This window comes from Rhodanobacter lindaniclasticus (assembly GCF_004799035.1).
Lineage (GTDB): Bacteria > Pseudomonadota > Gammaproteobacteria > Xanthomonadales > Rhodanobacteraceae > Rhodanobacter > Rhodanobacter lindaniclasticus.
In genome coordinates, this window is sequence record NZ_MWIO01000064.1 from 1 (window position 1) to 24,616 (window position 24,616).

Genomic DNA, 24,616 nt, shown 5'->3' on the forward strand with positions numbered 1-24,616 from the left:
GCTGCGCATGGCCGGGCCGCACGAGAAACGCGTCACCCTGTACGGCGCCGGCATGGTCGGCTCGGTGCTGGTGGCCGGCCTGCTGATGCTGGCCAAGTTCCGCTGGCCCGACCTCGCCCAGTGGGGCTTGCTGCTCGGCTATGGCCTGCTCGCCGCACTCGGCTCCGTGCTGCTGATGCTGGCCACCCAGAAGGCACCGGCGAACCACGTCGCACCGACCCAGTACAGCCAGATGCTGTGGGCCGTGCTGCTCGGCTACGTGCTCTTCCACGACCGACTGGACTGGCCGATGGCAATCGGCATCGCGATCATCCTCGGCGCCGGCCTGTTCACCTTCGTGCGCGAGGAACAGGTGACGCGCTGGTGGAAGCGCGTCCGGATGATCTGACCAGCCTCTGCAGGCGCACGGCGCAACGCGCCAGCTCGGCACGCAATGCCGATGGTGTGCGGACCTCGAAATCGAACGGCAGCGCGGCGAGCTGGCGGGCAAACCAGGCCAGGTCGTCGGCGCTGCTGCGCAACAACACGCCGCCATCCAGTGGCTCCAGCAGGCCGAAGCCCAGCGAGAACGCGCGCCGTGCGGTCGGCAGGTCCGCATGCAGCAACACCTCGATATCGCGGCCGCGCGACATGCCGGCGATGCCCTGCACCAGATGCTCCAGTGCATCGAAATCGGCGGGACGCTCGAAATGGCGGTCCAGCAAGATCACCTCGCCCATCCGGTCCAGCCGGAACGAGCGCAGCCCGTGGCGCAGTTGGCACATGCCCAGCGCGTACCAGGCGCCGCCGCGCCAGGCCAGGCCGTACGGATCGAACTCGCGCTCGGTGTGGCTGCCCTGGGCCGAGTCGTAGCTCATGCGCACCCGCCGCTGTGCCTGTGCGGCGGTGGTCAGCGCGATCAGCGCGGCGTTGCTGGTCGGCGTGGTCGTGGCAGGCAGCAGATCGACCTTGACCGTATCGGCGATCGCGCGCACGTGGCGCTTCAGGCCATCGGGCATCACCCGCGCGAGTTTCGCCTGGGCGCTTTCCACCGCCGGCGCCGCCTCGGCCAGGCCCAGCCCGCGCGCCGCCACCATGCCCACCGACAGTGCCACCGCCTCGTCGTTGGTGAACATCATCGGCGGCAGCTTGAAGCCGGCGACCAGCATGTAGGCGCCGTGGCGTCCGCGCTCGGCAGTGAGCGGGATGCCGAGGTCCTCCAGCATCACGATGTAGCGCCGCAAGGTGCGCACGTCGACGCCGACCCGGCGCGCCAGTTCGGGGCCGCTCATGCGGCCGTGGCTCTGCAGCAGGTCGAGCACCGCCAGCACGCGGGTGGTGGGTTTGGCCATGGCGGCGATGGTAGCGACAAATCAGGGCGATTATTGACCTGTATTGGTTTTAGCGTAGGTCCTGCGCTATCCGGCGCTATGGCCAGGGATACCCATGAACCCCTCCAAACGACTGTTGTCCGGCATCGTCGCGAGCATCGCGCTCGGCGCCGCCATGCCGGCACCTGCCCGACCCGCCAACGAGGCTCCCACGATGGAAAGCGTGCAGCATCTCCGGAATTACCAGGTCGTCGAATTTCGCCGCTACGTCACCGCGGACGGCGAGCTGACGCACTTCGTCAAGTACTTCGACGCGTATTTTCCCGAAGCCTTCGAGCAGCTCGGCGCGATGGTGTTCGGCCAGTTCACCGAGCGTGGACATGCGAACCGCTTCACCTGGCTGCGCGGCTTCCACGACATCAACGCGCGGCCGATCGTCAACGCGGCGTTCTATTACGGGCCGCTGTGGAAGGAGCACCGGATCAAGGTCAACGCGATCCTGCCGGACAGCGACAACGTGATGCTGCTGCGCCCCCTGCATGCGGATCAGGGCATCACCGTGCTGCCCGCGGTCGACCCGGTCACCGAGGAACACGGCGCGCATGGCGTCGTGGTTGCGCAGATCTTCGCGGTGAAGAAAGGTCGCGAGGAAGCCTTCGCGGAACAGGCCGAGGCCGCGTTCGCCGGCTACCGTGTCGGAGGCGTGCACCCGGCCGGTGTACTGGTGTCGCTCGACCTGCCGAACAACTTCCCGCAGTTGCCGATACGCACGGACGGGCCGTTCCTGGTGTGGCTTGGCGTGGTCCGCGACAACGCCACGCTGGATGAGCGACTCGCGCCACGACTGGCCGCCGCGGAACAGACGCTCGCCGCCGGCGGCCTGCTGCGCGGCACGCCGGAACGCGTGGTGATGGACCCGACCCCGCGCTCGCGTCTGCGCTGGCTGCCCGACACCGATGTCGGGGCCGCGCCATGAACCACTACGAGCAGCTGTGGCTGTTCTTCGCCCTGGTCTTCGGCATCGTCGTGCTGCCCGGTCTGGACATGGCTTTCGTGCTGGGCAGCACCCTGGCCGGCGGACGCACCCGCGGCTTCGCCGCCGTGGCCGGCATCATCGCCGGCGGCGTCTGCCATGTCGTGATGACGGCGCTGGGCATCAGCGTGCTGATCAAGCTGGTCCCCGGCGCGTTCAATGCACTGCTGCTGGCCGGTGCGCTGTACATCGCGTGGATCGGCATCTCGCTGCTGCGCAGCGAAGCCTCGTTCGGTCTGAAGCCGGATACGCGGCCGCGCTCGCGCACCGCGACCTTTCGCCAGGGCATGCTGACCAGCCTGCTCAACCCCAAGGCCTACCTGTTCATGCTGGCCGTGTTCCCGCAGTTCCTGCGCCCCGAATACGGGCCCATGTGGCTGCAGGCGACCGTGATGTGGCTGATCATCGCCATCAACCAGTTCTGCATTTACGGCGGCGCGGCCCTGATGGCCGATCGGGCCCGGCTTTGGCTGCAAGGCCGGCCGGGTGCAAACGTGCTGGCCACCCGCTGCGTGGGCGGCCTGCTGATTGCCGCGGCGATGCTGACCGGACTGGAAGGCTGGCGCAGGATCTGAACAAGAAACGGATAGCCCGACCGGGACGAAGGATGGATCGTTCCGTCCGGCATCCTGAAAAAAACGAGACCGCAAATGAGACTGACCGGGACTTTGCGACGACGACTGTTGCCCCGCGTACTGGCCGGCAGCGCATTGCTGGCACCAGCGGCATGGGCGCAGCACGCCGCCGACCTGTCCGTTGCCACGTCGCAACCGGTACGCCAGTCGCAGGACGATGCATGGTGGACCGGTCCGATGCTGGCCAATTCGGCCGCGACGCTGCCACGCGGCCATTTCCTGATCGAGCCCTATCTTTACGATGCGACCTCAGCGCACGCGGACGGTTGGGGCTCGCTGACCTACATGCTCTACGGGCTCACGGATCGGCTGACGGTCGGGCTGGTTCCCGTGCTGGGTTACAACCGGGTAGACGGCGGCCCCGACAGTTCCCATGTCGGGTTCGGCGACGTCAGCGTGCAGGCCCAGTACCGGCTCACTCGCTCCCGCGAGGGCAGTTCGCTGCCGACGATATCCATCCAGTTGCAGCAGACGCTGCCCAGCGGAAAGCATGACCGGCTCGGCAACCGGCCCAGTGACGGCCTCGGCAGCGGTGCCACCACCACGACGTTGCAAATCAACACGCAGACGTATTTCTGGCTCGCGAACGGGCGCATCCTGCGCATGCGCCTGAACGTGGGGCAGTCCGTTTCCGGCAAGGCGCGCGTCGAAGACGTCAGCGTCTACGGCACGACGGAAGGCTTTCGCGGCACCGCCCGGCCCGGCAATGCCTTTCTCGCCAACGCGGCGTGGGAATACAGCCTGAGCCGGCGTTGGGTGCTGGCGTTCGATGTCACCTACCGGCGCCATCGTGACACCCGTCTGGTCGGATTTGCGGTGCCGGGTGATGCCGCTGCGCTCAGCCACAGCTCCGGCTCCGGCGAAGCGTTCGGCTTCGCACCGGCGGTCGAATACAGCTGGAGCCCCAGCATGGGCGTGCTGCTCGGCGCCCGGGTCGTCACGGGCCACAACACGACAACCACGATCACCCCGGCCATCGCATTCAACTACGTTCACTGAACCGGCCGGCGGCGGCACGAATCAGCGGTTGCTCACCCCATGCGGCACGTGCCCGGTGGCCACGTGCCGGCGCGCGGATTCGACGTTGGCCGGTGAGTCGTCGAAGAAGATGTCGGCGCCGAAGGCGTCGAGGAACGGCCCCTTGTCGCGACCGCCGAGGAACAGCGCTTCGTCGATGCGCACGCCCCATTTGCGCAAGGTGAGGATCACGCGCTTGTGCGCCGGCGCGGAGCGCGCGGTGACCAGCGCGGTGCGGATCGGCGAATCCTCCGCCGGGAACGCCGTCTGCAGGTGATGCAACGCGGTGAGGAAGCCGCGGAACGGACCGACCGACAAGGGTTCGGTGGCATGCTCGGTCTCGCGGCGATGGAACGCTTCGAGGCCCTCTTCGCGCGAGACGCGCTCACCCTCGTCGCCGAAGATCACCGCGTCGCCGTCGAAGGCGATGCGCAACTGCTCGCTCATGCGAGGCGGCGCAACGCTTGGCAGGATGGTGGCCGCCGCCACGCCGGCGGCGAGCGCGCGACCGACATCCTCGGCATTGGCCGAGAGAAACAGGTCGGCCTTGAACGGTGCGATGTAGTCGGACGTGGGCGCGCCGCTGGTGAACGCAGCGCGGCTGATTTCCAGCCCGTAGTGCTGGATCGCGTTGAAGATGCGCAGGCCGGTGTCGCCGGAATTGCGCGACAGCAGGATCACCTCCACCGGCGGCACGTCGCCGGCCAGCCTGTTCAGCCCGAGCAGCTTCTGCACCAGCGGAAAGGCCACGCCCGGCTGCAGGATCTCGTTCTCGTGCTCGATCTGGAAGCTGCGGTAGGCGTCGAGGCCGTCGCGTTCGAACAGCGCGTGGCTGTCGCCGAGGTCGAACAGCGCGCGCGAGGAGATGGCGACGACCAGGCGGTTGTCGGTGGTGGATGCGGGATCGTGGACGGTTGGCTGGCTCATGCCGCGAATCTACTGCAAAGGGCGAGGAGTGAGTGCGGAGGAGTGAGAAGCGGGAGAAGACCGACGCCGCTGCCGCGCTCTCGCTCCTCTCCACTCACTTCTCATTCGGCGGCGAACTGCTCGTCCAGGATGCGCTGCTCCAGGTTGTGTTCCGGGTCGAACAGCAGGCGCACACCGCGCCCTTCGGCCTGGCGCACGACCACCTCGCGCACGTCGCGCACCTCGTGGAAATCGGCGGTGGCGCTGACCGGGCGCTTGCCCGGATCGAGGATGCGCAGCGTCACCTGGGTGCGATGCGGCAGGATCGCACCACGCCAGCGGCGCGGACGGAACGGGCTGATCGGGGTGAGCGCGAGCACGTTCGCGTCCAGCGGCAGGATCGGCCCGTGCGCGGACAGGTTGTAGGCGGTGGAGCCGGCCGGCGTGGCGACCATGATGCCGTCGCAGACCAGATTGGGCAGCTTTACCGCCTCGTTGAGCTTCACTTCCAGGTGCGCGGCCTGGTTGCTCTGACGCAGCAGCGACACCTCGTTGAACGCCTGCGCCTGATGGCTGGTGCCGTCCGCATCGGTGACCAGCATCTCCAGCGGATGCAGCTCCGCCGCGTGCGCGCGGGCCACCCGCTCGGGCAGACCGTCGAGCTTGTGCTTGTTCATCAGGAAGCCGACCCGCCCCAGCTTCATGCCATACACCGGCACGTCCAGTGCGCGGTGCAGATGCAGGGTGCGCAGCATGAAGCCATCGCCCCCCAGTGCCACGATCAGCTCCGCCTCGGCCGCCGGCACGTCGCCGTAGCGCTCCACCAGCTTGCGCCTCGCCTGCTGGGCGACACTGGTGTCACTGGCGACGAAGGCGATGCGCATGGAAACCCCGAGGAGGCGGAAAGTGCCCCAAGAGTACGACAGAGCGGGGAATGAGCCCTATTCCTGACCTTTCGCGAAGAGCACCCCCTCACCTGAAGGACTCCCTACGGTCGCCAGCCTCCCCCTGCAAGCAGGGAGAGGAACAGAGCAAATCACCGCGGAGCCGGAACATGCCGGAATACCCTCCCCTGCTTGCAAGGGAGGGAAGGTGTGGGGCCCACGCCGCGTCGGACCTTCAGATCACACCGGCACCTGGGCCAGTTGCGCCAGCCGGCGGACGGCGACCGAGGCGATCGGGTAGTCCGCGTTCTGGGTGAGGATTTCCGCCAGCATGTTGCGGGTGTGCTGCAAGGTCGCATCGTCACGCTGCAGCCATGCCTGCACCGGCGAGACATTGCCGGCCGCGCCGGCCATGCCCAGCACCTGCAGCGCCAGCGCACGGTGCTGGTGGCCCAGTTCGTCCAGCAGCGAGCCGCGGGCCTGCGCATGCCAGTGGCCCTCGACCGGCAAGGCCTCGATCTGGCCGCGCAACCACTCCAGATCCAGTACCTCACCCAGTTCGAAGAACACCTGGGCCACCTTCTCCATCGGCTGGCCGCTTTGCTGCACGACTTCGACCATGTCCAGCGCAGCGCGCAGGTCCGGCATGCGGGCCAGTCGCTGGCTGAGCTCGGCCGGCATGCCCAGGCCTTCCCATTTCTCCTGGGTGCAGGCGAAGTCGCCCTTGCCGGTGAGCGTGAGCACCTCGGGCAGTACCTTGCGCAGGGCGGAAACGCCCGTCTGATAGCGCGCCACGTTTTCGGCAATGTCGAGCGAGCCGCCGGGGCGGTTGAGCAGCCAGCGGGTCATGTGGCGCAGCAGCGACCACACCTGCTTGACCGCGTCGACCTGGGTGTCCTCGGCCACCTTGCTGTCCAGCGCCTCGATCTGCGCCCACAACTGGCGCGCATCGAGGATCTCGCGCGCCGCCGTGTACGCCTTGGCGATCGCCTCGGGGCCTTTGCCGGTGTCCTCCTGCATGCGCATCATGAAGGTGGCGCCCATGCGGTTGAGCGTGGAGTTGGTCACCGCCGTGGCGATGATCTCGCGCTTCAGCCGATGACGCTGCATGTGCTCGGCGTACTTCTCGTGCAGCGGCGCCGGGAAGTAGCGCACCAGCTCCTTGGACAGGTACGGATCTTCCGGCACGTCGGAGTCCAGCAGTTGCTGGAACAGCCGCATCTTGTCGTAGGACAGCAGCACGGCGAGCTCCGGCCGGGTCAGGCCCAGGCCGCGGCTCTTGCGCTCGGCCAGCTCGGCCTCCGACGGCAGGTTCTCCACCTGGCGGTCCAGCGTGCCCTCGTTCTCCAGCGTCTTGATGAAATGCGCCATCGAACCGATGCGGCCGATCGACTGGTGCTCCATCAAGGTGATCGCCTGGTTCTGCCGGTAGTTGTCCCACAGCACCAGCTCGGCCACTTCGTCGGTCATCGCCGCCAGCTGCGTGTTTCGCGCATCGAAACTCAGTTCGCCGCGCTGCACGGCATCGTTGAGCAGGATCTTGATGTTGACCTCGTGGTCGGAGGTGTCCACGCCGGCGGAGTTGTCGATGAAGTCGGTGTTGAGCAGCACGCCCTTCTGCGCCGCCTCGATGCGGCCCTTCTGGGTCATGCCCAGGTTGCCGCCCTCGCCGATGATCTTCGCGCGCACTTCGGCGCCGTCGATGCGCAGGCCGTTGTTGGCGCGGTCGCGCACCTCGGCGTGGGTTTCGCTGCTGGCCTTGATGTAGGTGCCGATGCCGCCGTTCCAGAGCAAGTCGACCGGCGCCTTGAGCACGGCGCTGAGCAAGTCGTTCGGCGCCAGGTGCTCGACGTCGGGCTTGAGGCCCAGCGCCACGCGCACTTCCGGCGAGATCGGGATCGACTTGGCGCTGCGCGGATAGACGCCGCCGCCGGCGGAGATCAGCGACTTGTCGTAGTCGTCCCAGCTCGAACGCGGCACGTCGAACATGCGCTTGCGCTCGACGAACGAACGGGCCGCGTCGGGGTTCGGGTCGAGGAACACGTGGCGATGGTCGAACGCGGCCAGCAGCCGGGTGTGCTCGGACAGCAGCATGCCGTTGCCGAACACGTCGCCGGACATGTCGCCGATGCCCACGCAGGTGAAGTCCTCGTTCTGGCAGTCGCGGCCCAGCGCGCGGAAGTGGCGCTTGACCGACTCCCACGCACCGCGCGCGGTGATACCCATGCCCTTGTGGTCGTAACCGTGCGAACCGCCGGACGCGAACGCGTCGCCCAGCCAGTAGTTGTGCTCGATCGAGATGGCGTTGGCGATGTCGGAGAACTTCGCGGTGCCCTTGTCGGCGGCGACCACGAGGTAGGGGTCGTCCGCGTCATGGCGCACCACGTCGTGCGGGTGCACCACCTTGCCTTCGACCAGGTTGTCGGTAATGTCGAGCAGGCCGTTGATGAAGAGCTTGTAGCAGGCGATGCCCTCGGCCAGCACCGCATCGCGGTCGCCGTCGGGGGACTTCTTGACGAAGAAGCCTCCCTTGGAGCCGACCGGCACGATCACCGTGTTCTTCACCATCTGTGCCTTGACCAGGCCCAGCACCTCGGTGCGGAAATCCTCGCGGCGGTCGGACCAGCGCAGGCCGCCGCGGGCCACCGCACCGAAGCGCAGGTGGATGCCTTCCACGCGCGGCGCGCAGACCCAGATCTCGCGATACGGCACCGGCTTGGGCAGCTCGGCGACCTGGTGCGAGTCGATCTTGTAGCTGATGTAGTCGCGCCACGCGCCCTCCCACTGCTGGAAGAAGCTGGTGCGCAGAGTGGCGCGGATGAGTCCCACGAAGCTGCGCAGGATGCGGTCCTCGTCGAGGCTGGCCACGTTCTCCAGCAGCACGCCGATGGCAGTTTCCACGACCTTGACCTGCTCGGCGCGCGGACGCGCCAGCGCGGCGCCCAGCTCGTCGATCAGGCCGGGCTGCGCGGCCTGCACGTTGGCCGGGATCAGCGTGCGCATCTCCACCGCCAGGGTGGCCCCGGCGATTTTCAGCTCGTCGGGCGAGAGCGCCTCGCGACGCGGGTCGAACTTGGCCAGGAACAGCTCCACCAGCAAACCGGCGATCGCCGGGTAGCGGTTGAGCGTCTCCTCCATGTACGACTGCGAGAAGGTCACGCCGGTCTGCAGCAGGTACTTGCTGTAGCCGCGCAGCATCGCCACCTGGCGCCAGTTGAGCTTGGCGCCAAGCACCAGCCGGTTGAAGCCGTCGTTCTCCGCAGCGCCGCGCCAGACATGCTCGAACGCCTCCTCGAACAGCGCGCCGACCTGCTCCACGCTGAAGGCGAGCTTGCCGGTGGGCTGCACGTCGAAATCCTGGATCGACAGCGGCGTGTCGCCGGGGATCTCGTAGACATGCTCGGTGAGCACGCGCAGGCCGAGGTTCTCCAGCTGCGGCAGCACCTCGGACAGCGAGATGTCGCTGCCGTTGCGATACACCTTGAAGCGCAGCGATTCGGGATTTTGCGGCGGGTGGTAGAACGACATGCGGATGCCGTGCTCGCCGCTCAGCTGCGACAACTCGTGGATGTCTTCCGCGGCCACCGCGGGGCTGACGTCCTCGACGTAGCCGGCCGGCAGCGCGCGGGCGTAGCGGTTGGCCAGCACCACGCCCTCGTGTTCGCCGCGCAGGCGCACCAGCGCGTCGCGCACCTCGTCGTGCCAGTTGCGCACGATCGCGGCCACCGACTGCTCGAGTTCGGCAACGTCGTACGCTGGCTGGTCGCCGATCTTCGGCCGCATCACGATGGTCAGCCGCGCCAGCGCCGACTCGCCCATTTCCACCGAGGAATCGCTCTGCACCGCGTGCAGTGCCATCCCCAGCGTGGCCTCGATGCGTTCGCGCACCGAGGTGTTGAAGCGGTCGCGCGGCACGAACACCATGCAGGTGAAGAACCGGCCGTAACGGTCGCGGCGCACGAACAGCCGCGTGCGTGCACGCTGGCGCAGCTCGAGGATGCCCATCGAGGTATTGAACAGTTCATCCTCGGTGCCCTGGAGCAGCTCTTCGCGCGGCAGCGTTTCCAGGATGTGGCGCAGCGACTTGCCGGAATACGAATCGCGCTTGAGGCCCGAACGCGCCAGCACCGCCTCGACCTTGTGCCGCACCAGCGGCACATCCTGCGGGCGCGCCATGTACGCGCTGGAGGTGAACAGGCCCAGGAAGCGCTGCTCGGCGACTGCGCGGCCGTCCGGCCCGAACTGCAGCACGCCGATGTAATCCATGTAACCGGGACGGTGCACGTGCGAGCGCGCATTGGTCTTGGTCAGGATGATTGCGTCGGTGGCGCCGGACTGCGGCAACTCGCTGGCGGCCAGGGTGCGCAGCGAACGCGGGGCCAGCGCGCTGTCGGTCTTGCGCAGGATGCCCAGGCCCGAGGCCCCGCGCGAACGCAGCACGCGGTCGCCGTCGGCATCGACCACCTCGTATTCGCGGTAGCCGAGGAAGGTGAAGTTGTCGTCCGCCAGCCAGCGCATGAACGCTGCCGCCTCCTTCGCCGAGGCTTCGTCCAGCGGGGTCTTGCGCTGCGGCAGCTCGGCGGCGACCGCCAACGCCTGCTCGCGCATCGCGCTCCAGTCAGTGACCGCGGCACGCACGTCTTCCAGTGCCGACTCGACCTGCGTCTTCAACTGCTCCTGCTCGGCGGCGTCGGCGGCGCGGTCGATCTCGAAATGCATCACCGACTCGGCGTGACCCTGCTTGCCGCCCAGTTCCTGCAGCGCGCCGGTGGCGTCGCGCGAGACGGTCAGCACCGGGTGGATCACCGCGTGGATCTGCAGGTTGGTCGACACCACCATGCTCACCGTGTCGATCAGGAACGGCATGTCGTCGGTGACCACCTGCAGCAGGCTGCGTCCGGCGTGAAGGTCCGCGGGGCTCAGCACGCGCACCGTGGCGCGACCGGCCGGGCGCTGCTGCATGAACTCCAGCAGGCTGCCGACCAGCGCCGCCCACTGCACCGGCGTGTGCAGCTGGACGTCGCTGCCGGCGACCCGTGCGAAGAACGCGGTGCAGAACGCCTCGGCCTGGGCCAGGCGCTGGGGCGACATGCCGCTCTTTTTCAGCTCGGCGAGCACTACGGACGGGAGGGGGGAGTCATTTGCCGCAAGGGTCGCATTCATGGCATCTGCTGGTAGTTGGACGGAGGTGGTAAGAGCCGCGATAAATCCTCGGAAGGATACGCCGCGGCACCTCCCGAATCCACTCGCGCACGAGTCGGCACGGACGTCTGCAATGCGCCGCACGGGGCATGAGTGATCCGCCGCGCCGACGCGGCCCGCACGGATGTCGAACAGCGTGTCGGAGCGCGCGTGGTTGCGGCGGCGAATCTTCATCGGCCGCTGCCGCCGGCCATGCCGGATTGCGCGCGCGACCCACGCTGGAAACGATGGCGCCGTAAAATGTATACTAGGCAGTCCAGTTTGCATGTTGCGACATGCCCGAAACGCCGCTGCGGCGTCGTTCCGGGCGCCATCGGCAACACCCGATGCGCGGTGGAAACGGATTCCCGCGCGGCGCACGCGACACCCCTCCCCACACCCCGAACAAGAAAGAGAACCGGAGTCCCCATGAAGCCTTCGTCACTGCGGTCGCCGCTGCTGTGCCTGTGCCTGCTGGTATTGGCCGGTTGCGGCAAGAGCACCGGGAACGGTCCGCCGCAAATGCCGCCGCCCGAGGTGGGTGTGGTCACCGTGCAGCCGCAGAACTCGCCGCTGACCCGCGACCTGGTCGGGCGACTGTCCGCCTATCGCAGCGCCGACGTGCGTGCGCGGGTGGCCGGCGTGCTGCTCAAGCGCGATTACGAGGAAGGCACCGACGTCAAGCGCGGCCAGCTGCTGTTCCAGATCGACCCGGCGCCGCTGCAGGCCGAGCTGAACGCGGCCAAGGCCTCGCTGGCGCAGGCGCAGGCCAGTTGGACCAACAACAAGGTCACCGCGCAGCGCGTGCGCGAACTGGCGCCCAAGGGCTACGTGTCCAAGGCCGACCTCGACAATGCGCTGGCCGCCGAGCGCAGCAGCGCCGCGGCCGTGCAGGCGGCGCGCGCCAACGTGGAAACGGCGCGCATCAACCTGGGCTACGCCAACGTCACCGCGCCGATCGCCGGCCGCGCCGGCCAGCAGCAGGTGACCGAGGGCGCGCTGGTGGGCAACGGCGCGGCCACCCTGCTCACCACGGTCGAGCAGATCGACCCGCTGTACGTGAACTTCACGCTAAGCGTGGCCTCGCTGGAAGACATGCGCCAGGCGCAGAGCGAGGGCAACGTCACCCTGGCCGGCCAGAACAAGGCCAGCGTGCGCATCACCCTGCCCGACGGCAGCACCTACGCCGAGCCGGGCACGGTCGATTTCTCCGCCGCCACGGTCAACCCGGCGACCGGCTCGGTGGACCTGCGCGCGACCATCCCCAACCCGAAGCACAAGTTGCTGCCGGGCATGTATGTGACCTTGCAGGCCAACCTGGGCCAGCGCCACAAGGTGTTCGTGCTGCCGCAGCAGGCCGTGCAGCGCGACACCGCCGGCGCCTACGTGATGACCGTGGGTGCGGACGACAAGGTCGTGCGCAAGGAGGTCACCACGGCCGACATGCGCAACGGCGACTGGGTGATCAGCGGCGGCCTCAAGGCTGGCGACAAGGTGGTGGTTTCCGGCATCCAGAACGTGAAGGAAGGCGAGCCGGCCAAGCCGAGCCCCTGGCACCGCGACGCGCCCGCCGGCGCGACGTCCACGGCGCCGGCGCGCGGCGCTTCCGCGAACGGCCAGTAACGGAGCGCCGACATGCCCAATTTCTTCATCGACCGCCCGATCTTCGCCTGGGTGGTCGCCATCCTGATTTCGCTCGGTGGCGTGCTGGCCATCCTCAACCTGGGCGTGGAGTCCTACCCGGACATCGCGCCGCCGTCGGTGACGGTCAGCGCCAGCTACCCCGGCGCCAGCGCCGACACCACCGAGAAGACGGTCACCCAGGTGATCGAGCAGCAGCTGACCGGCATCGATCACCTGCTGTATTTCAGCTCCTCGTCCAGTGCCAGCGGCCGCGCCAGCATCACGCTGACCTTCGAGAGCGGCACCGACCCGGACATCGCCCAGGTGCAGGTGCAGAACAAGGTGGCGCTGGCCACGCCGCGGCTGCCCTCCGAGGTGACCCAGCAGGGCGTGGTGGTGGCCAAGGCCAACTCCGGCTTCCTGATGGTGGTGGCGCTGCAATCGAACAACCCGGGCATCGACCGCGACCGGCTCAACGACATCGTCGGCTCGCAGGTGCTCGACCAGATTTCGCGTGTGCCCGGCGTGGGCAGCACGCGGCAGTTCGGCTCCGAGTACGCCATGCGCATCTGGCTCAACCCGGACAAGCTGCACGGATACAACCTGTCGGCCAGCGAGGTGCTCGCGGCGGTGCGTTCGCAGAACGTGCAGTTCGCCGCCGGCGCGCTCGGCGCGGACCCGGCCATTCCCGGCCAGGGTTTCAGCGCCACCGTGTCCACCGAGGGGCGTTTCACCACGCCGCGGCAGTTCGCCGACATCATCCTGCGCACCAACCCCGACGGCACCACCGTCACCCTGGGCGACGTGGCGCGGATCAGCTTCGGCCCCGGCAACTACGGCTTCGACACCCAGTACGACGGCAAGCCGGTCGGCGCCTTCGCGATCCAGCTGCTGCCCGGCGCCAACGCGCTCAACGTGGCCACCGCGGTGCGCGCCAAGATGGACGAGCTGGCGCCCAGCTTCCCGCCGGGCGTGACCTGGTTCAGCCCGTACGACAGCACCACCTTCGTGACCATCTCGATCAACGAGGTGGTGCACACGCTGATCGAGGCGATCGTGCTGGTGTTCCTGGTGATGCTGCTGTTCCTGCAGAACTTCCGCGCCACCATCATCCCCACCCTGGTGATCCCGGTCGCCCTGCTCGGCACCTTCCTGGGCATGCTGGTGCTCGGCTTCACCATCAACCAGCTGACCCTGTTCGGCATGGTGCTGGCGATCGGCATCGTGGTCGACGACGCCATCGTGGTGATCGAGAACGTCGAACGCATCATGACCGAGGAGGGTCTGTCGCCGAAGGAAGCCACGCGCAAGGCGATGGGCCAGATCACCGGCGCGGTGGTGGCGATCACGGTGGTGCTGGCGGCGGTGTTCGTGCCCTCGTCGCTGCAACCCGGCGCCTCCGGCATCATCTACAAGCAGTTCGCGCTGACCATCGCGCTGTCGATGGGCTTCTCCGCCTTCCTCGCGCTGAGCTTCACGCCGGCGCTGTGCGCCAGCTTCCTGCAACCGGAGCACGAGAAGAAGAAGAACCTCGTCTATCGCAAGTTCAACCGGCTGTTCGACTGGACCACGCACACCTACACCCGCCACGTGGGCATTGCGATCGGCCACGCGCCGCGGTGGATACTGGCGTTCCTGGTGGTGGCGCTGCTCGGCGGCTTCCTCTACACGCGCCTGCCCGGCAGCTTCCTGCCGGAGGAAGACCAGGGCTACGCGATGTCGGTGATCCAGCTGCCGCCGGGCGCGACCAAGCAGCGCACCAGCGAGGTCATGGCGCAGATGCGCGACATCCTGCGCAAGGATCCGGCGGTGGACGGGGTGATGCAGGTCACCGGCTTCAGCTTCATCGGCTCCGGCGAGAACGCCGGCATGGCCTTCATCAAGCTCAAGGACTGGGCCGACCGCGACGTCGGCGCCAGCGAGTTCATCCAGCGTGCCAACCGCGAACTGCACCAGATCCGCGATGCGCGCATCTTCGTGATCAACATCCCCACCGTGCAGGGGCTGGGTCAGTTCGGCGGCTTCGACATGTACCTGCAGGACCGCAGCGGCGCCGGTCGCGACGCCCTGACCGCGGCACGCAACACCCTGATCGGCAAGGCCAGCCAGGACAGCAAGCTGGCCGGCGTGCGTCCGAACGCGCTGGAGGAAGCGCCGCAGATGCACCTGCAGGTGGATCGCGTGCAGGCGCAGTCGATGGGCCTGTCGATCGGCGACATCTACAACGCGATCGGGCTGATGCTGGCGCCGGTGTACGTCAACGACTTCACCTACGGCGGGCGCATCAAGCGCGTGATCATGCAGGCCGACGCGCCCTACCGCATGGGCCCGGATGCGCTGCAGCACATCTTCACGCCCAGCTCCAAACTGGCCAGCGACGGCACCGCGCAGATGATTCCGCTGGCCAACGTGGTGCGCTCGACGTGGGACGTGTCCTCGCCCTCGCTGACCCGCTACAACGGCTATTCGGCAGTCGAGATCGTCGGCTCGCCGGCGCCCGGGCACGCCTCGGGCGAGGCGATGAGCGAGATGGAACGGATCATCCGCAACGACCTGCCCAAGGGCTTCGGCTACGACTGGACCGGGCAGTCGTACCAGGAAATCCTCTCCGGCAACGCGGCCACCCTGCTGATGGTGCTGTCGATCTTCATCGTGTTCCTGGCGCTGGCCGCGCTGTACGAAAGCTGGTCGATCCCGGTGTCGGTGCTGCTGATCGTGCCGCTGGCGTTCCTCGGCGCGGTGGTGTTCACCCTGCTGCGCGGCCTGCCCAACGACATCTACTTCAAGATCGGCCTGATCACGGTGATCGGCCTGGCGGCGAAGAACGCGATCCTGATCGTGGAGTTCGCCGTGGCCGAGCAGCAGGCCGGACGCAGCCTGCGCGAGGCCACGGTCGACGCTGCCCGGCTGCGCCTGCGCCCGATCCTGATGACTTCGCTGGCCTTCATCCTGGGCGTGTTCCCGCTGTTCGTCTCCTCCGGCGCCGGCGCCAACGCACGCCACGCCATCGGCACCGGCGTGATCGGCGGCATGCTGTTCGCCACCTTCCTCGGCGTGCTGCTGATCCCGGTGTTCTACGTGGTCGTGCGGCGCCTGCTCGGCGACAAACTCGATGGCGATACCCCCGCCCGGGCCTGAACGCACCGCACACGTTCGACTCCGATCCGCAGCGGGGTACGTGAAGCAGGAGCTAGTGGTGAGGAGTGAGGGAGAGCCTTCGCTTCATGCCTTCGGGAAGAGGCTCGCCGCAGTTTTACCTTGCGACGAGCGAAAAGGCCCCGGCGCAAGCCGGGGCCTTTTCGCTGGGGTTCAGCGGTGAGTTGAGGAGCGCGGCATTTCTCTCACTCCTCACCCCTCTTCACTCACTCCTCGCTCTTCAGCGCAAGCCCGTCTCCGCCCGCGCGATCACCAGCCGCCGGATCCCGCTGGTGCCTTCGTAGATCCCGGTGATCTTGGCGTCGCGGTTGAGCGCGCCCCCGCACGCCGCCGGCGGCGGCGTGCGGGGGCGCGGACCATGCTCAGCGCAGGCCGGTCTCGGCTCGTGCAATCACCAGCCGCTGGATCTCGCTGGTGCCTTCGTAGATCTCGGTGATCTTGGCGTCGCGGAAGTAGCGTTCCAGCGGCATTTCCTTCGAGTAGCCCATGCCGCCGTGGATCTGCACGGCCTGGTGGGCGATCCACATCGCCGCTTCGGAGGCGGTGAGCTTGGCCACCGCCGCCTCGGTACCGAAGCGACCGCCGTTCTTTTCCGCCTCGCCCTTGGCCCATGCGGCGCGCAAGGTGAGCAGCGTGGCCGCATCGAGCTTGCACTTCATGTCGGCGATCTTGGACTGGGTCATCTGGAAGGTACCGATCGGCTGGCCGAACGCCTTGCGGTCGCGCGACCACTGCAGCGTGGCTTCGTACGCGGCGCGGGCAATGCCGACCGCCTGCGAGGCGATGCCGATGCGCCCGGCGTCGAGCACGCCCATCGCGATCGAAAAGCCCTTGCCCTCCTCGCCCAGCAAATTGGCCTTCGGCAGCACGTAATCGGTGAACTCGATCTCGCAGGTCGCCGAGGCGCGGATGCCGAGTTTGGGCTCGGTCTTGCCGGCGTGGAAGCCTGGCAGCTGGGTGTCGACGATGAAGGCCGACACGCCCTTGGCGCCGATGCCCGGCGTGGTGATCGCGAACAGCACGATGTAGCGCGCCACCGGGCCGGAGGTGATCCAGCTCTTCTTGCCGTTGATCACCCAGTCGCCGTTGGCGTTCTTCGTGGCACGGGTGTGCATCGCCGAGGCGTCGGAGCCCGATTGCGGCTCGGTCAGCGCATAGGCGCCGATCGCCTCGCCGGTGGCGATGGCGCGCACGTACTGCTGCTTCTGCTCCTCGGTGCCGTGCTTGAGGATGCCGTTGCAGAACAGCGAATTGTTCACCGACATGACGGTCGAAGTGGCCGCGTCGGCAGAGGCGATCTCGATCATCGCCAGCACGTAGGCGATCGGGTCCATGCCGGCACCGCCGTATGCCTCAGGCACCTCGATGCCCATCAGTCCGAGCCGGCCCATCTCGCGGATGTTCTCCAGCGGAAACTCGCCCTTCGCATCCAGCTCGGCCGCCACCGGTGCGATGCGCCTCGAAGCAAAGTCGCGCGCGATCGACTGGATCGACAGCTGGTCTTCGGTAAAGCTGAAATCCATGGGGAAACTCCGGCCAAGAGGGGGAAAGCCGGCCATTTTACCCGCAGATGCCGTCCGCGCGAAAAATCCTTGCCACCCGGGCGGAGCAATCGCCCATGCCGCCCGGCTATTTCCGGTAGTGGCTGTCGATGAAGGATGCCGCGGCGGCGTGCAGGCCTTTGTGCGAGTCGGGATCCAGGTAGACCATGTGCCCCGACGGGAAGAACTGGTAGCTGATGTTCTTCTGCAGCCGGCCGGGGATCGGCAACTGGTGCATTTCGTACTCGGCGGAGTAGAACGGCGTGCCGAGGTCGAAATAGCCGCCCATCAGCAGCACGTTGAGGTCCGGATCGTGCTTCATGGCCGCGGCCAGGTCCGGCATCACGTTGGGCGTGAACGGCAGGGGGAACGGCGCGCCGGGTGGCTGGTGCTTGAAGTCCCAGTCCTTGAACACGTCGATCTGCGGCTTGTAGATCATGTCCTTGCCGAATTTCAGCGTGTTGCGCACGTAGTCGTTGAACTCGGCCACGGTCGGCGCGTCGATCGAGGAATCCATCGGATCGTAGCCCGCTTCCTCCGCGAGCGGATCCAGCGCCGGGCCGCTGTAGCGCGAATCCAGCCGGCCGGTCACGTCGTCGTCGGCGCCGAGCAGCTCGTGCGCGAACTGGCCACCGCTGATGCGCAGCTTCGCCTTGACGATGTACGCGGTGGGCAGGCCGGTGTACTGGTGCAGCTGTTCGGCGATCTTCTGCGTGGTGGCTGCATCGAGTTGCGAGCCCTGCATCAACGCCTGCAGGTAATCCGTGGTGGCGAAATGCTCGACCTGCTGCAGGAAGCTCGGCAGGTCGGCGGGCGACTGCGGCAACTTGTGGTGGTACCAGGCGGTGGCGGCGTAGCTGGGCAGGCCCATCACGTAGGAGATGTTGTTGGCGCCGGGATTGACCTGCGGGAAATCCACGCCGATGTCGTAGCTGAGTATCGCCGACAGCAGCATCACGCCGTTCAGGCCGACGCTGTCGTCGTTCTCCAGGATGTTGGCCAGCATTGCCGACCGCGTGGTGCCGTAGCTCTCGCCGAACAGGAACTTCGGCGAGTTCCAGCGGTTGTTGACCGTGAGGTAGCGCGTGATGAACTGCGCGAACGCATGTGCATCCTCGTCGAAGCCGTACACGTCCTTGGCCTTGCCCACGCCGCCCTGGTCCTTGTCCAGCACGCGCCCGAAACCGGTGCCTGGCGCATCGATGAAGACCAGGTCGCTGGCGTCGAGCAAACTGCTGTCGTTGTTGACCAGGCGGTACGGCGCCGGCGGCGTGGCGGCACCGCTGCCCACCTCCACGCGCTGCGGACCGAAGGCCAGCATGTGCAGCCAGATCGTCGAGGAGCCCGGCCCGCCGTTGTAGAGGAAGGTGATCGGACGGTGGCTGCTGTCTTTCACGCCGTTCCTGACGTAGGCGACGTAGGACATGCTCGCGATCGGCTTCTCGTCCTTGTTCTTGAGCACCAGTGTGCCGGCGGTGGCGGTGTAGTCGATGCTCTGCCCGCCGACGCGGACGCTGCCGCGGGATACCGCACTCTGGTCCTGCGGCGCGGCGACCTTGGCGGCCGGCGGCGACTTGTCGCCACCCTTGTCGTGGGCCTCGTCGGCATACGCGGCGGTGGCCACCGTCATGGCGAGGAACAGGCAGGACACGGCGAGACTGCGCTTCATGGAAACCCCCTTGAGATCCGGTCCGATCAGATGGCCCGACTTTGCATCGGACCCGCGACGAGCGGCCGCGCCACCTTACTCCCGCACCCGGCCATTGCAGCATGCCGATGGTCATGCGTCGCGCAGATACGCAGGAACTTCCGTTTGCTTCACGACTTCGGTTTCGAGGGCCGGCATGTGCGAACGGTCGCGCCGGATCCGGGCTATCCCTGCGCCAATGCCCGCATCGCCACCGCCTCGTCCGCCACGGTGACGTCGACGGATCGCCGGGCCTCGGTGGCGGTGGCCACCGGCTTGATCTCCACCGGTGGCAGCACCCGCTTGCGAAAGTGCGCGCTCTTGAAATACCAGTTCTTGCGGCAGCGAATTGGCGGGCAGCCTTCGTAGAAGATGATCTCGTCGTCGTTCGGCAGACCCTTCAATTCCTGCGGCAGCATCAGCGGGCGGCGCTCCTCGGTGTGGCTCCACGAGGTGCCGCCCTTGCCCACCGTGCGCTGGCGACGGCGCACCGTGGTGTCGCCGAGCATCTTCGAGTAGTCCTCCGCATCCTGCTGCTCGCGCGGGGTGAACACGATGCTGGCGGCGTGGTTGGTCACGTAGTTCTGCGCCGCGTCCGCGCCGTAGGTGGCACGCAACTGCGAGTTGCTCTGAATGATCGTCAGGTCGCGCACCCAGTAACCGGCGGTGATCGAGATGCGTTCGGACAGTGCGTTCACCCGCCCCATCGCGGTGAACTCGTCCATCAGCAGCAGCACCTGGTGCTTGATGGAGGGATCTTCCTGCGGCGTGGTCTTCAGGTTCTGCCCGACCACGGTGGAGAAGAAGATGTTCAACAGCTTGCCCGATTCGCCCAGTTTCGCCGGCGGGATCACCACGTAGATCGTCATCGGCTGCCGGCGCAAGCTGGCGACGTCGAAGTCGCTGGCATTGGTGGCGGCGGCCAGGATCGGGCTGACGAATTGCTGCAGCGGCTCCTGCACGGTGGCGATCACCGACGAGAAGGTCTCGGTGGCCAGGCCGGCAAGCCCGGACAGCGTGGTGCGCGTCTGCTCGCTCAGAAAGGTCAGCTCACCGAGCCACTGCCTGATCGTCTCCTTCAGGTCGCCGCCGCGCCCGTCGCCGCTGGAAAGCCGGTAGATGCGCTCCAGGCTGGGAAACGACGCGTCGACATTGGGGTCCAGTCGCATGCCGCCGGCCACCCGCGCATCCCACTGCTCGTACATGAAGGAGGCAAAGCCGAGGAACGCGCTGCGCGCCTGCGCGATCCAGAACGGATCCTTCTGCGCATCTTCGGGGTAGAGGATCGCGGCGATGGTCTGGATCTCGCCGACCCGCACGCGAGGGTCGGACGACAGGCTCAGGAACGGATTGAAGCGATGCGTGCGGCCATCCTCGGCGTACGGGGCGAACTTGCGGATCGCCTGGCCCTGGCTGCGGCGGTAACCGCTGGTGGCCTGGAACAACTCGCCCTTCAGGTCCATCACCACTGCCGAGTGGCCGTAGCTGAGCAGGACCGGGATCGCGATGCTGCTGGTTTTGCCGGTTCGCGTGGGCGCGGTCATGATGACGTGCTGCAGGCCGCGCAGGTACAGGAAACGGCCGCCGGAGCGTCCGATGATCACGCCGTCGGCGCCCGGCTTCAGCAACCCCGCCTTGGCCAGGTCCGCGCGGCTGGCAAAATGTGCATCGCCGTGGAATGCCTTTGCGCGGGGTTTGAGCACCAGCACCGCCACGATCGCCCAGAGCAGCAGCGGCAGTCCGAAACCGGCATAACCGGCGAACCTGATCGCGCCTGCATACGGCGCGAGCTGCGGCAGGTCCAGCGCCCGCGCGTACTGCCACCAGGTGCCGAACTCCAGCGGGATCGACAGCTTCAACCGCCACAGCGTCAGCAGGCCGGCGAGCATGTTCCCGGCCGCCACGGTCAGCATTGCCGACACAACGACCACGACAGCGCGGGTCTTGCCATTCATCGAGCGTTCCTTGCCTGGATGGTCCCGCTATATTCCGTGCGTTTTTCGCGAGGCGCAATCGACCATGCGCCGAGATGGGCGATCCCGTGCCCGGGGTCACGTTCCGTGAGTTGGCCGGCGCGCCCTTGACGATCGGGCAGGCCGCGCCTAGCCTGTACATCTTTATATCGCGATACAGGGATAATAATGGACCTGGCTACCGCGTCCGGCGTGTTGCGCCTGCTCGCCGACCCCACCCGCGTGCGCCTGCTGGCCCTGCTGGAAAACGAGGAGCTGACCGTGGCCGAACTGGCCGCGGTGCTGCATCTGGCACAACCGCGCGTGTCCACCCACCTGGCCAAGCTCAAGGAAGCCGGCCTGGTGCGCGACCGGCGCGCCGGCGTTTCCGCCTACTACCGTTCCAACAACGAGGGTGACGAGGCCCAGCACGCCCTGCTGGTCTCGTTGCGCGCCAGCATCGACGACGCGCTGCTGCGCGAGGACTCTGCGCGCCTGCCCGGCGTGCTGGCCCACCGCGCCCGCGAGGAAGGCTGGGCCGACACCGTGGCCGGCGACATGGAGCGCCATTATTCGCCCGGCCGCACCTGGGAGACCCTGGCGCGCTCGCTGCTGCAGCTGCTGGAGACCGGCGACGTGCTCGACATCGCCTCCGGCGACGGCATCACCGCTGAACTGCTGGCGCCGCACGCGCATTCGATCGTCTGCGTGGACTCCAGCGAGCGGGTGGTCGAGGCCGCCGCGAAACGGCTCAAGGCCTTCGCCAACGTGCGCGTGATTCAGGGCGACATGCACGCGCTGGAGCTGGGCGAGCAGCGCTTCGACCTGGTGCTGATGCTGCATGCGCTGACCTACGCCGAGCACCCGGCCAAGGCCGTGGCCGAAGCCGCGCGCCTGTTGCGCCCCGGCGGCCGCCTGCTCGCGGTGACGCTGGGCCAGCACGACCACCGTGCCGCGGTCGCGCCGTTCGACCACCGCAACCTCGGCTTCCGCATCGAGCAGCTCGAAGGCTACGCGCGTGCCGCCGGGCTCGACGTACTCAGCGCCAACCGACTCAGCCGCGAGCGCAAGGCGCCGCATTTCGAAGTCATCAGCCTGCTGGCGCGCAAGCGCGCCTGACTCTCTTGTCTGCAAGGACGTTGCAATGAATACCCTGCCCTGGCTCCACCCCGATCGCGTCGCTGCCCTGGAACAGGCGCTGCGCCAGCGCATCCTGATCATCGACGGCGCCATGGGCACCATGCTGCAGGCACACGGGCTGGACGAACACGGCTTCCGCGGCGAGCGCTTCCAGCATGGCCACGACGGCCACGCGCACGCGCATGACCATCCCGGTGGTTGCGATCTCAAGGGCAACAACGACCTGCTCACCCTGACCCGCCCGGAAATCATCCGCGGCGTGCACGACGCCTATCTCGAAGCCGGCGCCGACCTGGTCGAGACCAATACCTTCAACTCCACCCGCATCAGCCAGGCCGACTACCAGTTGCAGCACCTGGCCCATGAGTTGAACCTGGAAGGCGCCAAGCTGGCCCGTGCCGCCTGCGATGCGATGACGGCGAAGACGCCGGAGCAGCCGCGCTTCGTGATCGGCGTGCTCGGCCCGACCAGCCGCACCGCCTCGCTGTCGCCGAACGTCAACGACCCGGGCTTCCGCAACGTCAGCTTCGATGAGCTGGCGGCCAACTACACCGAAGCCGCCAGCGGCCTGATCGACGGCGGCGCCGACGTGATCATGGTCGAGACGATCTTCGACACGCTGAACGCGAAGGCCGCGCTGTTCGCGCTGTCCGAGCTGTTCCACCAGCGCGGCGCGCGCGTGCCGGTGATGGTCTCCGGCACCATCACCGACCGCTCCGGCCGCACGCTCTCCGGACAGACTGCCGAGGCGTTCTACTACTCGGTGCGTCACGCGCAGCCGCTGTCGGTCGGCTTCAATTGCGCGCTCGGCGCCGAGGACCTGCGCCCGCATATCCAGACCCTGGCGAGCATCGCCGAAAGCTGCGTCAGCACCCACCCGAACGCGGGCCTGCCGAATGCGTTCGCCGAATACGACGAGACGCCCGAACACATGGCCGGCGTGATCGCCGGCTTCGCCCGCGACGGGCTGCTCAACCTGGTCGGCGGCTGCTGCGGCACCACGCCGGCGCACATCAAGGCGATCGCCGAGGCGGTGCGCGGCGTCGCCCCGCGTGCACTGCCTTCGGCCGACCAGGCGGAGGCCGCATGACCATGACGCACCACACCCGCCTGTCCGGCCTCGAACCCCTGGTCATCACCCCCGACCTGCTGTTCGTCAACGTCGGCGAACGCACCAACGTCACCGGCTCAGCGAAATTCAAGAAGCTGATCAAGGAAGACCGCTACGACGAAGCGGTGGAAGTCGCCCGCCAGCAGGTGGAGAACGGTGCGCAGATCCTCGACGTGAACATGGACGAGGGCATGCTCGACGCCGAAGCGGCGATGGTGAAGTTCCTCAACCTGATCGCCGCCGAGCCGGACATCGCCAAGATCCCGGTGATGGTGGACTCCTCCAAGTGGAGCGTGATCGAGGCCGGCCTCAAGTGCCTGCAGGGCAAGGGCGTGGTCAACTCGATCTCGCTGAAGGAAGGCGAAGGCCCGTTCCTGGAACAGGCGCGGAAGATCCTGCGCTACGGCGCCGCCACCGTGGTGATGGCCTTCGACGAGGACGGCCAGGCCGACTCCGTCGCGCGCCGCCTGGAAATCTGCGAGCGTTCGTACCGGCTGCTCACCGAGGAAGTGGGGTTCCCGCCCGAAGACATCATCTTCGACTCCAACATTTTCCCGATCGCCACCGGCATCGAGGAGCACGCCGACAACGCGGTCAACTTCATCGAGGCGTGCAAGGAGCTGAAGAAACGCTTCCCGCTGTCGCATCTCTCCGGTGGCGTCTCCAACGTGTCGTTCTCCTTCCGCGGCAACGACACCGTGCGCGAGGCGATCCACAGCGTGTTTCTCTACCACGCCATCCGGGCCGGCATGGACATGGGCATCGTCAACGCCGGCCAGCTGGCGATCTACGACGAGCTGGAACCCGAGCTGCGCGAGCGCGTGGAAGACGTGGTGCTGAACCGCCGCCCGGACGCCACCGAACGGCTGATGGAAATTGCCGAGAAACACAAGAAGGGCGCACGCGAGCAGGACAACGGCAACGCGCTGGCCTGGCGCGAACTGCCGGTGCGCAAGCGGCTGGAGCATGCGCTGGTGCACGGCATCGACCAGTTCGTGGTGGAGGACACCGAGGAGGTGCGCCAGGGCGTGACGCGCACGCTGGACGTGATCGAAGGCCCGCTGATGGACGGCATGAACGTGGTCGGCGACCTGTTCGGCGCCGGCAAGATGTTCCTGCCGCAGGTGGTGAAATCCGCCCGCGTGATGAAGAAGGCGGTGGCCTGGCTGCTGCCCTTCATGGAGGAAGAGAAAAAACTCAGCGGCAACACCAGCAAGAGCAACGGCAAGATCGTGATGGCCACGGTCAAGGGCGACGTGCACGACATCGGCAAGAACATCGTCGGCGTGGTGCTCGCCTGCAACAACTTCGAGGTGATCGATCTGGGCGTGATGGTGCCGGCGCAGAAGATCCTCGACACCGCGATCGAGGAGAAGGCCGACATGATCGGCGTCTCCGGCCTGATCACGCCCTCGCTGGAGGAGATGGCCAACGTCGCCC

Annotated in this window: 16 protein-coding genes; 9 read left to right on the top strand and 7 right to left on the bottom strand. The window is 67.3% G+C overall.

Annotation, left to right across the window (positions count from 1 at the left end):
• The coding region (locus B1991_RS16570; RefSeq protein ID WP_136259789.1) for a DMT family transporter at positions 1 to 388 on the top strand (388 nt) is incomplete at its 5' end.
• Here the strand turns inward: B1991_RS16570 and B1991_RS16575 are convergent.
• A complete protein-coding gene (locus tag B1991_RS16575) occupies positions 330 to 1,331 on the bottom strand; it encodes a helix-turn-helix transcriptional regulator (RefSeq protein WP_136259790.1) in 1,002 nt (333 codons plus the stop codon). The genes B1991_RS16570 and B1991_RS16575 overlap by 59 nt on opposite strands.
• 94 nt (positions 1,332 to 1,425) lie before the next feature.
• On the opposite strand from B1991_RS16575, the gene B1991_RS16580 reads away from it, so the two are divergent.
• The 3 genes from B1991_RS16580 to B1991_RS16590 all read left to right on the top strand — a co-directional run bounded on the left by B1991_RS16580 (position 1,426) and on the right by B1991_RS16590 (position 3,977).
• The gene (locus B1991_RS16580; RefSeq protein ID WP_136259791.1) at positions 1,426 to 2,286 is read left to right on the top strand and encodes an NIPSNAP family protein; all 861 of its coding nucleotides are present in this window, start codon (positions 1,426 to 1,428) and stop codon (positions 2,284 to 2,286) included.
• Entirely contained in the window at positions 2,283 to 2,918 is a 636-nt protein-coding gene (locus B1991_RS16585) for a LysE family translocator (protein ID WP_136259792.1), read from the top strand. Before B1991_RS16580 ends, B1991_RS16585 begins: the two co-directional genes overlap by 4 nt.
• A gap of 75 nt (positions 2,919 to 2,993) precedes the next feature.
• The gene (locus B1991_RS16590) at positions 2,994 to 3,977 is read left to right on the top strand and encodes a transporter family protein (protein ID WP_168709690.1); all 984 of its coding nucleotides are present in this window, start codon (positions 2,994 to 2,996) and stop codon (positions 3,975 to 3,977) included.
• 21 nt (positions 3,978 to 3,998) lie between these two features.
• Here the strand turns inward: B1991_RS16590 and B1991_RS16595 are convergent, their stop codons facing one another.
• The 3 genes from B1991_RS16595 to B1991_RS16605 form a co-directional block, all read right to left on the bottom strand.
• On the bottom strand, positions 3,999 to 4,922 hold the full coding sequence (locus B1991_RS16595; RefSeq protein ID WP_136259793.1) for a 5'-nucleotidase: 924 nt from the start codon (positions 4,920 to 4,922) through the stop codon (positions 3,999 to 4,001).
• A 101-nt stretch (positions 4,923 to 5,023) separates the two neighbouring features.
• The gene (locus tag B1991_RS16600; protein WP_136259794.1) at positions 5,024 to 5,785 is read right to left on the bottom strand and encodes an NAD kinase; all 762 of its coding nucleotides are present in this window, start codon (positions 5,783 to 5,785) and stop codon (positions 5,024 to 5,026) included.
• A 240-nt stretch (positions 5,786 to 6,025) separates the two neighbouring features.
• Positions 6,026 to 10,948 (bottom strand): NAD-glutamate dehydrogenase, encoded by a 4,923-nt coding sequence (locus tag B1991_RS16605; protein ID WP_136259795.1) that lies wholly within the window; start codon positions 10,946 to 10,948, stop codon positions 6,026 to 6,028.
• 447 nt (positions 10,949 to 11,395) lie between these two features.
• Here B1991_RS16605 and B1991_RS16610 point away from each other — a divergent pair, with 447 nt between their 5' ends.
• A complete protein-coding gene (locus B1991_RS16610; protein ID WP_136259796.1) occupies positions 11,396 to 12,589 on the top strand; it encodes an efflux RND transporter periplasmic adaptor subunit in 1,194 nt (397 codons plus the stop codon).
• Positions 12,590 to 12,601: 12 nt separating this feature from the next.
• Entirely contained in the window at positions 12,602 to 15,727 is a 3,126-nt protein-coding gene (locus B1991_RS16615; protein ID WP_136259797.1) for a multidrug efflux RND transporter permease subunit, read from the top strand.
• A 380-nt stretch (positions 15,728 to 16,107) separates the two neighbouring features.
• On the opposite strand, the gene B1991_RS16620 is transcribed toward B1991_RS16615, so the two are convergent.
• The 3 genes from B1991_RS16620 to B1991_RS16630 form a co-directional block, all read right to left on the bottom strand.
• Entirely contained in the window at positions 16,108 to 17,268 is a 1,161-nt protein-coding gene (locus tag B1991_RS16620) for an acyl-CoA dehydrogenase family protein (protein ID WP_136259798.1), read from the bottom strand.
• A 106-nt stretch (positions 17,269 to 17,374) separates the two neighbouring features.
• Entirely contained in the window at positions 17,375 to 18,955 is a 1,581-nt protein-coding gene (locus B1991_RS16625) for a S10 family peptidase (RefSeq protein WP_136259799.1), read from the bottom strand.
• 203 nt (positions 18,956 to 19,158) lie between these two features.
• Entirely contained in the window at positions 19,159 to 20,928 is a 1,770-nt protein-coding gene (locus tag B1991_RS16630; RefSeq protein WP_136259800.1) for a type IV secretory system conjugative DNA transfer family protein, read from the bottom strand.
• Between the two features lie 186 nt (positions 20,929 to 21,114).
• Between B1991_RS16630 and B1991_RS16635 the strand changes: the two genes are divergently transcribed.
• The 3 genes from B1991_RS16635 to B1991_RS16645 form a co-directional block, all read left to right on the top strand.
• The gene (locus B1991_RS16635) at positions 21,115 to 22,044 is read left to right on the top strand and encodes an ArsR/SmtB family transcription factor (RefSeq protein WP_136259801.1); all 930 of its coding nucleotides are present in this window, start codon (positions 21,115 to 21,117) and stop codon (positions 22,042 to 22,044) included.
• Positions 22,045 to 22,069: 25 nt separating this feature from the next.
• On the top strand, positions 22,070 to 23,155 hold the full coding sequence (locus B1991_RS16640) for a homocysteine S-methyltransferase family protein (protein WP_136259802.1): 1,086 nt from the start codon (positions 22,070 to 22,072) through the stop codon (positions 23,153 to 23,155).
• Positions 23,152 to 24,616: dihydropteroate synthase (locus tag B1991_RS16645; RefSeq protein ID WP_168709691.1), on the top strand; the 1,465-nt coding region annotated here is incomplete at its 3' end. The genes B1991_RS16640 and B1991_RS16645, both read left to right, overlap by 4 nt.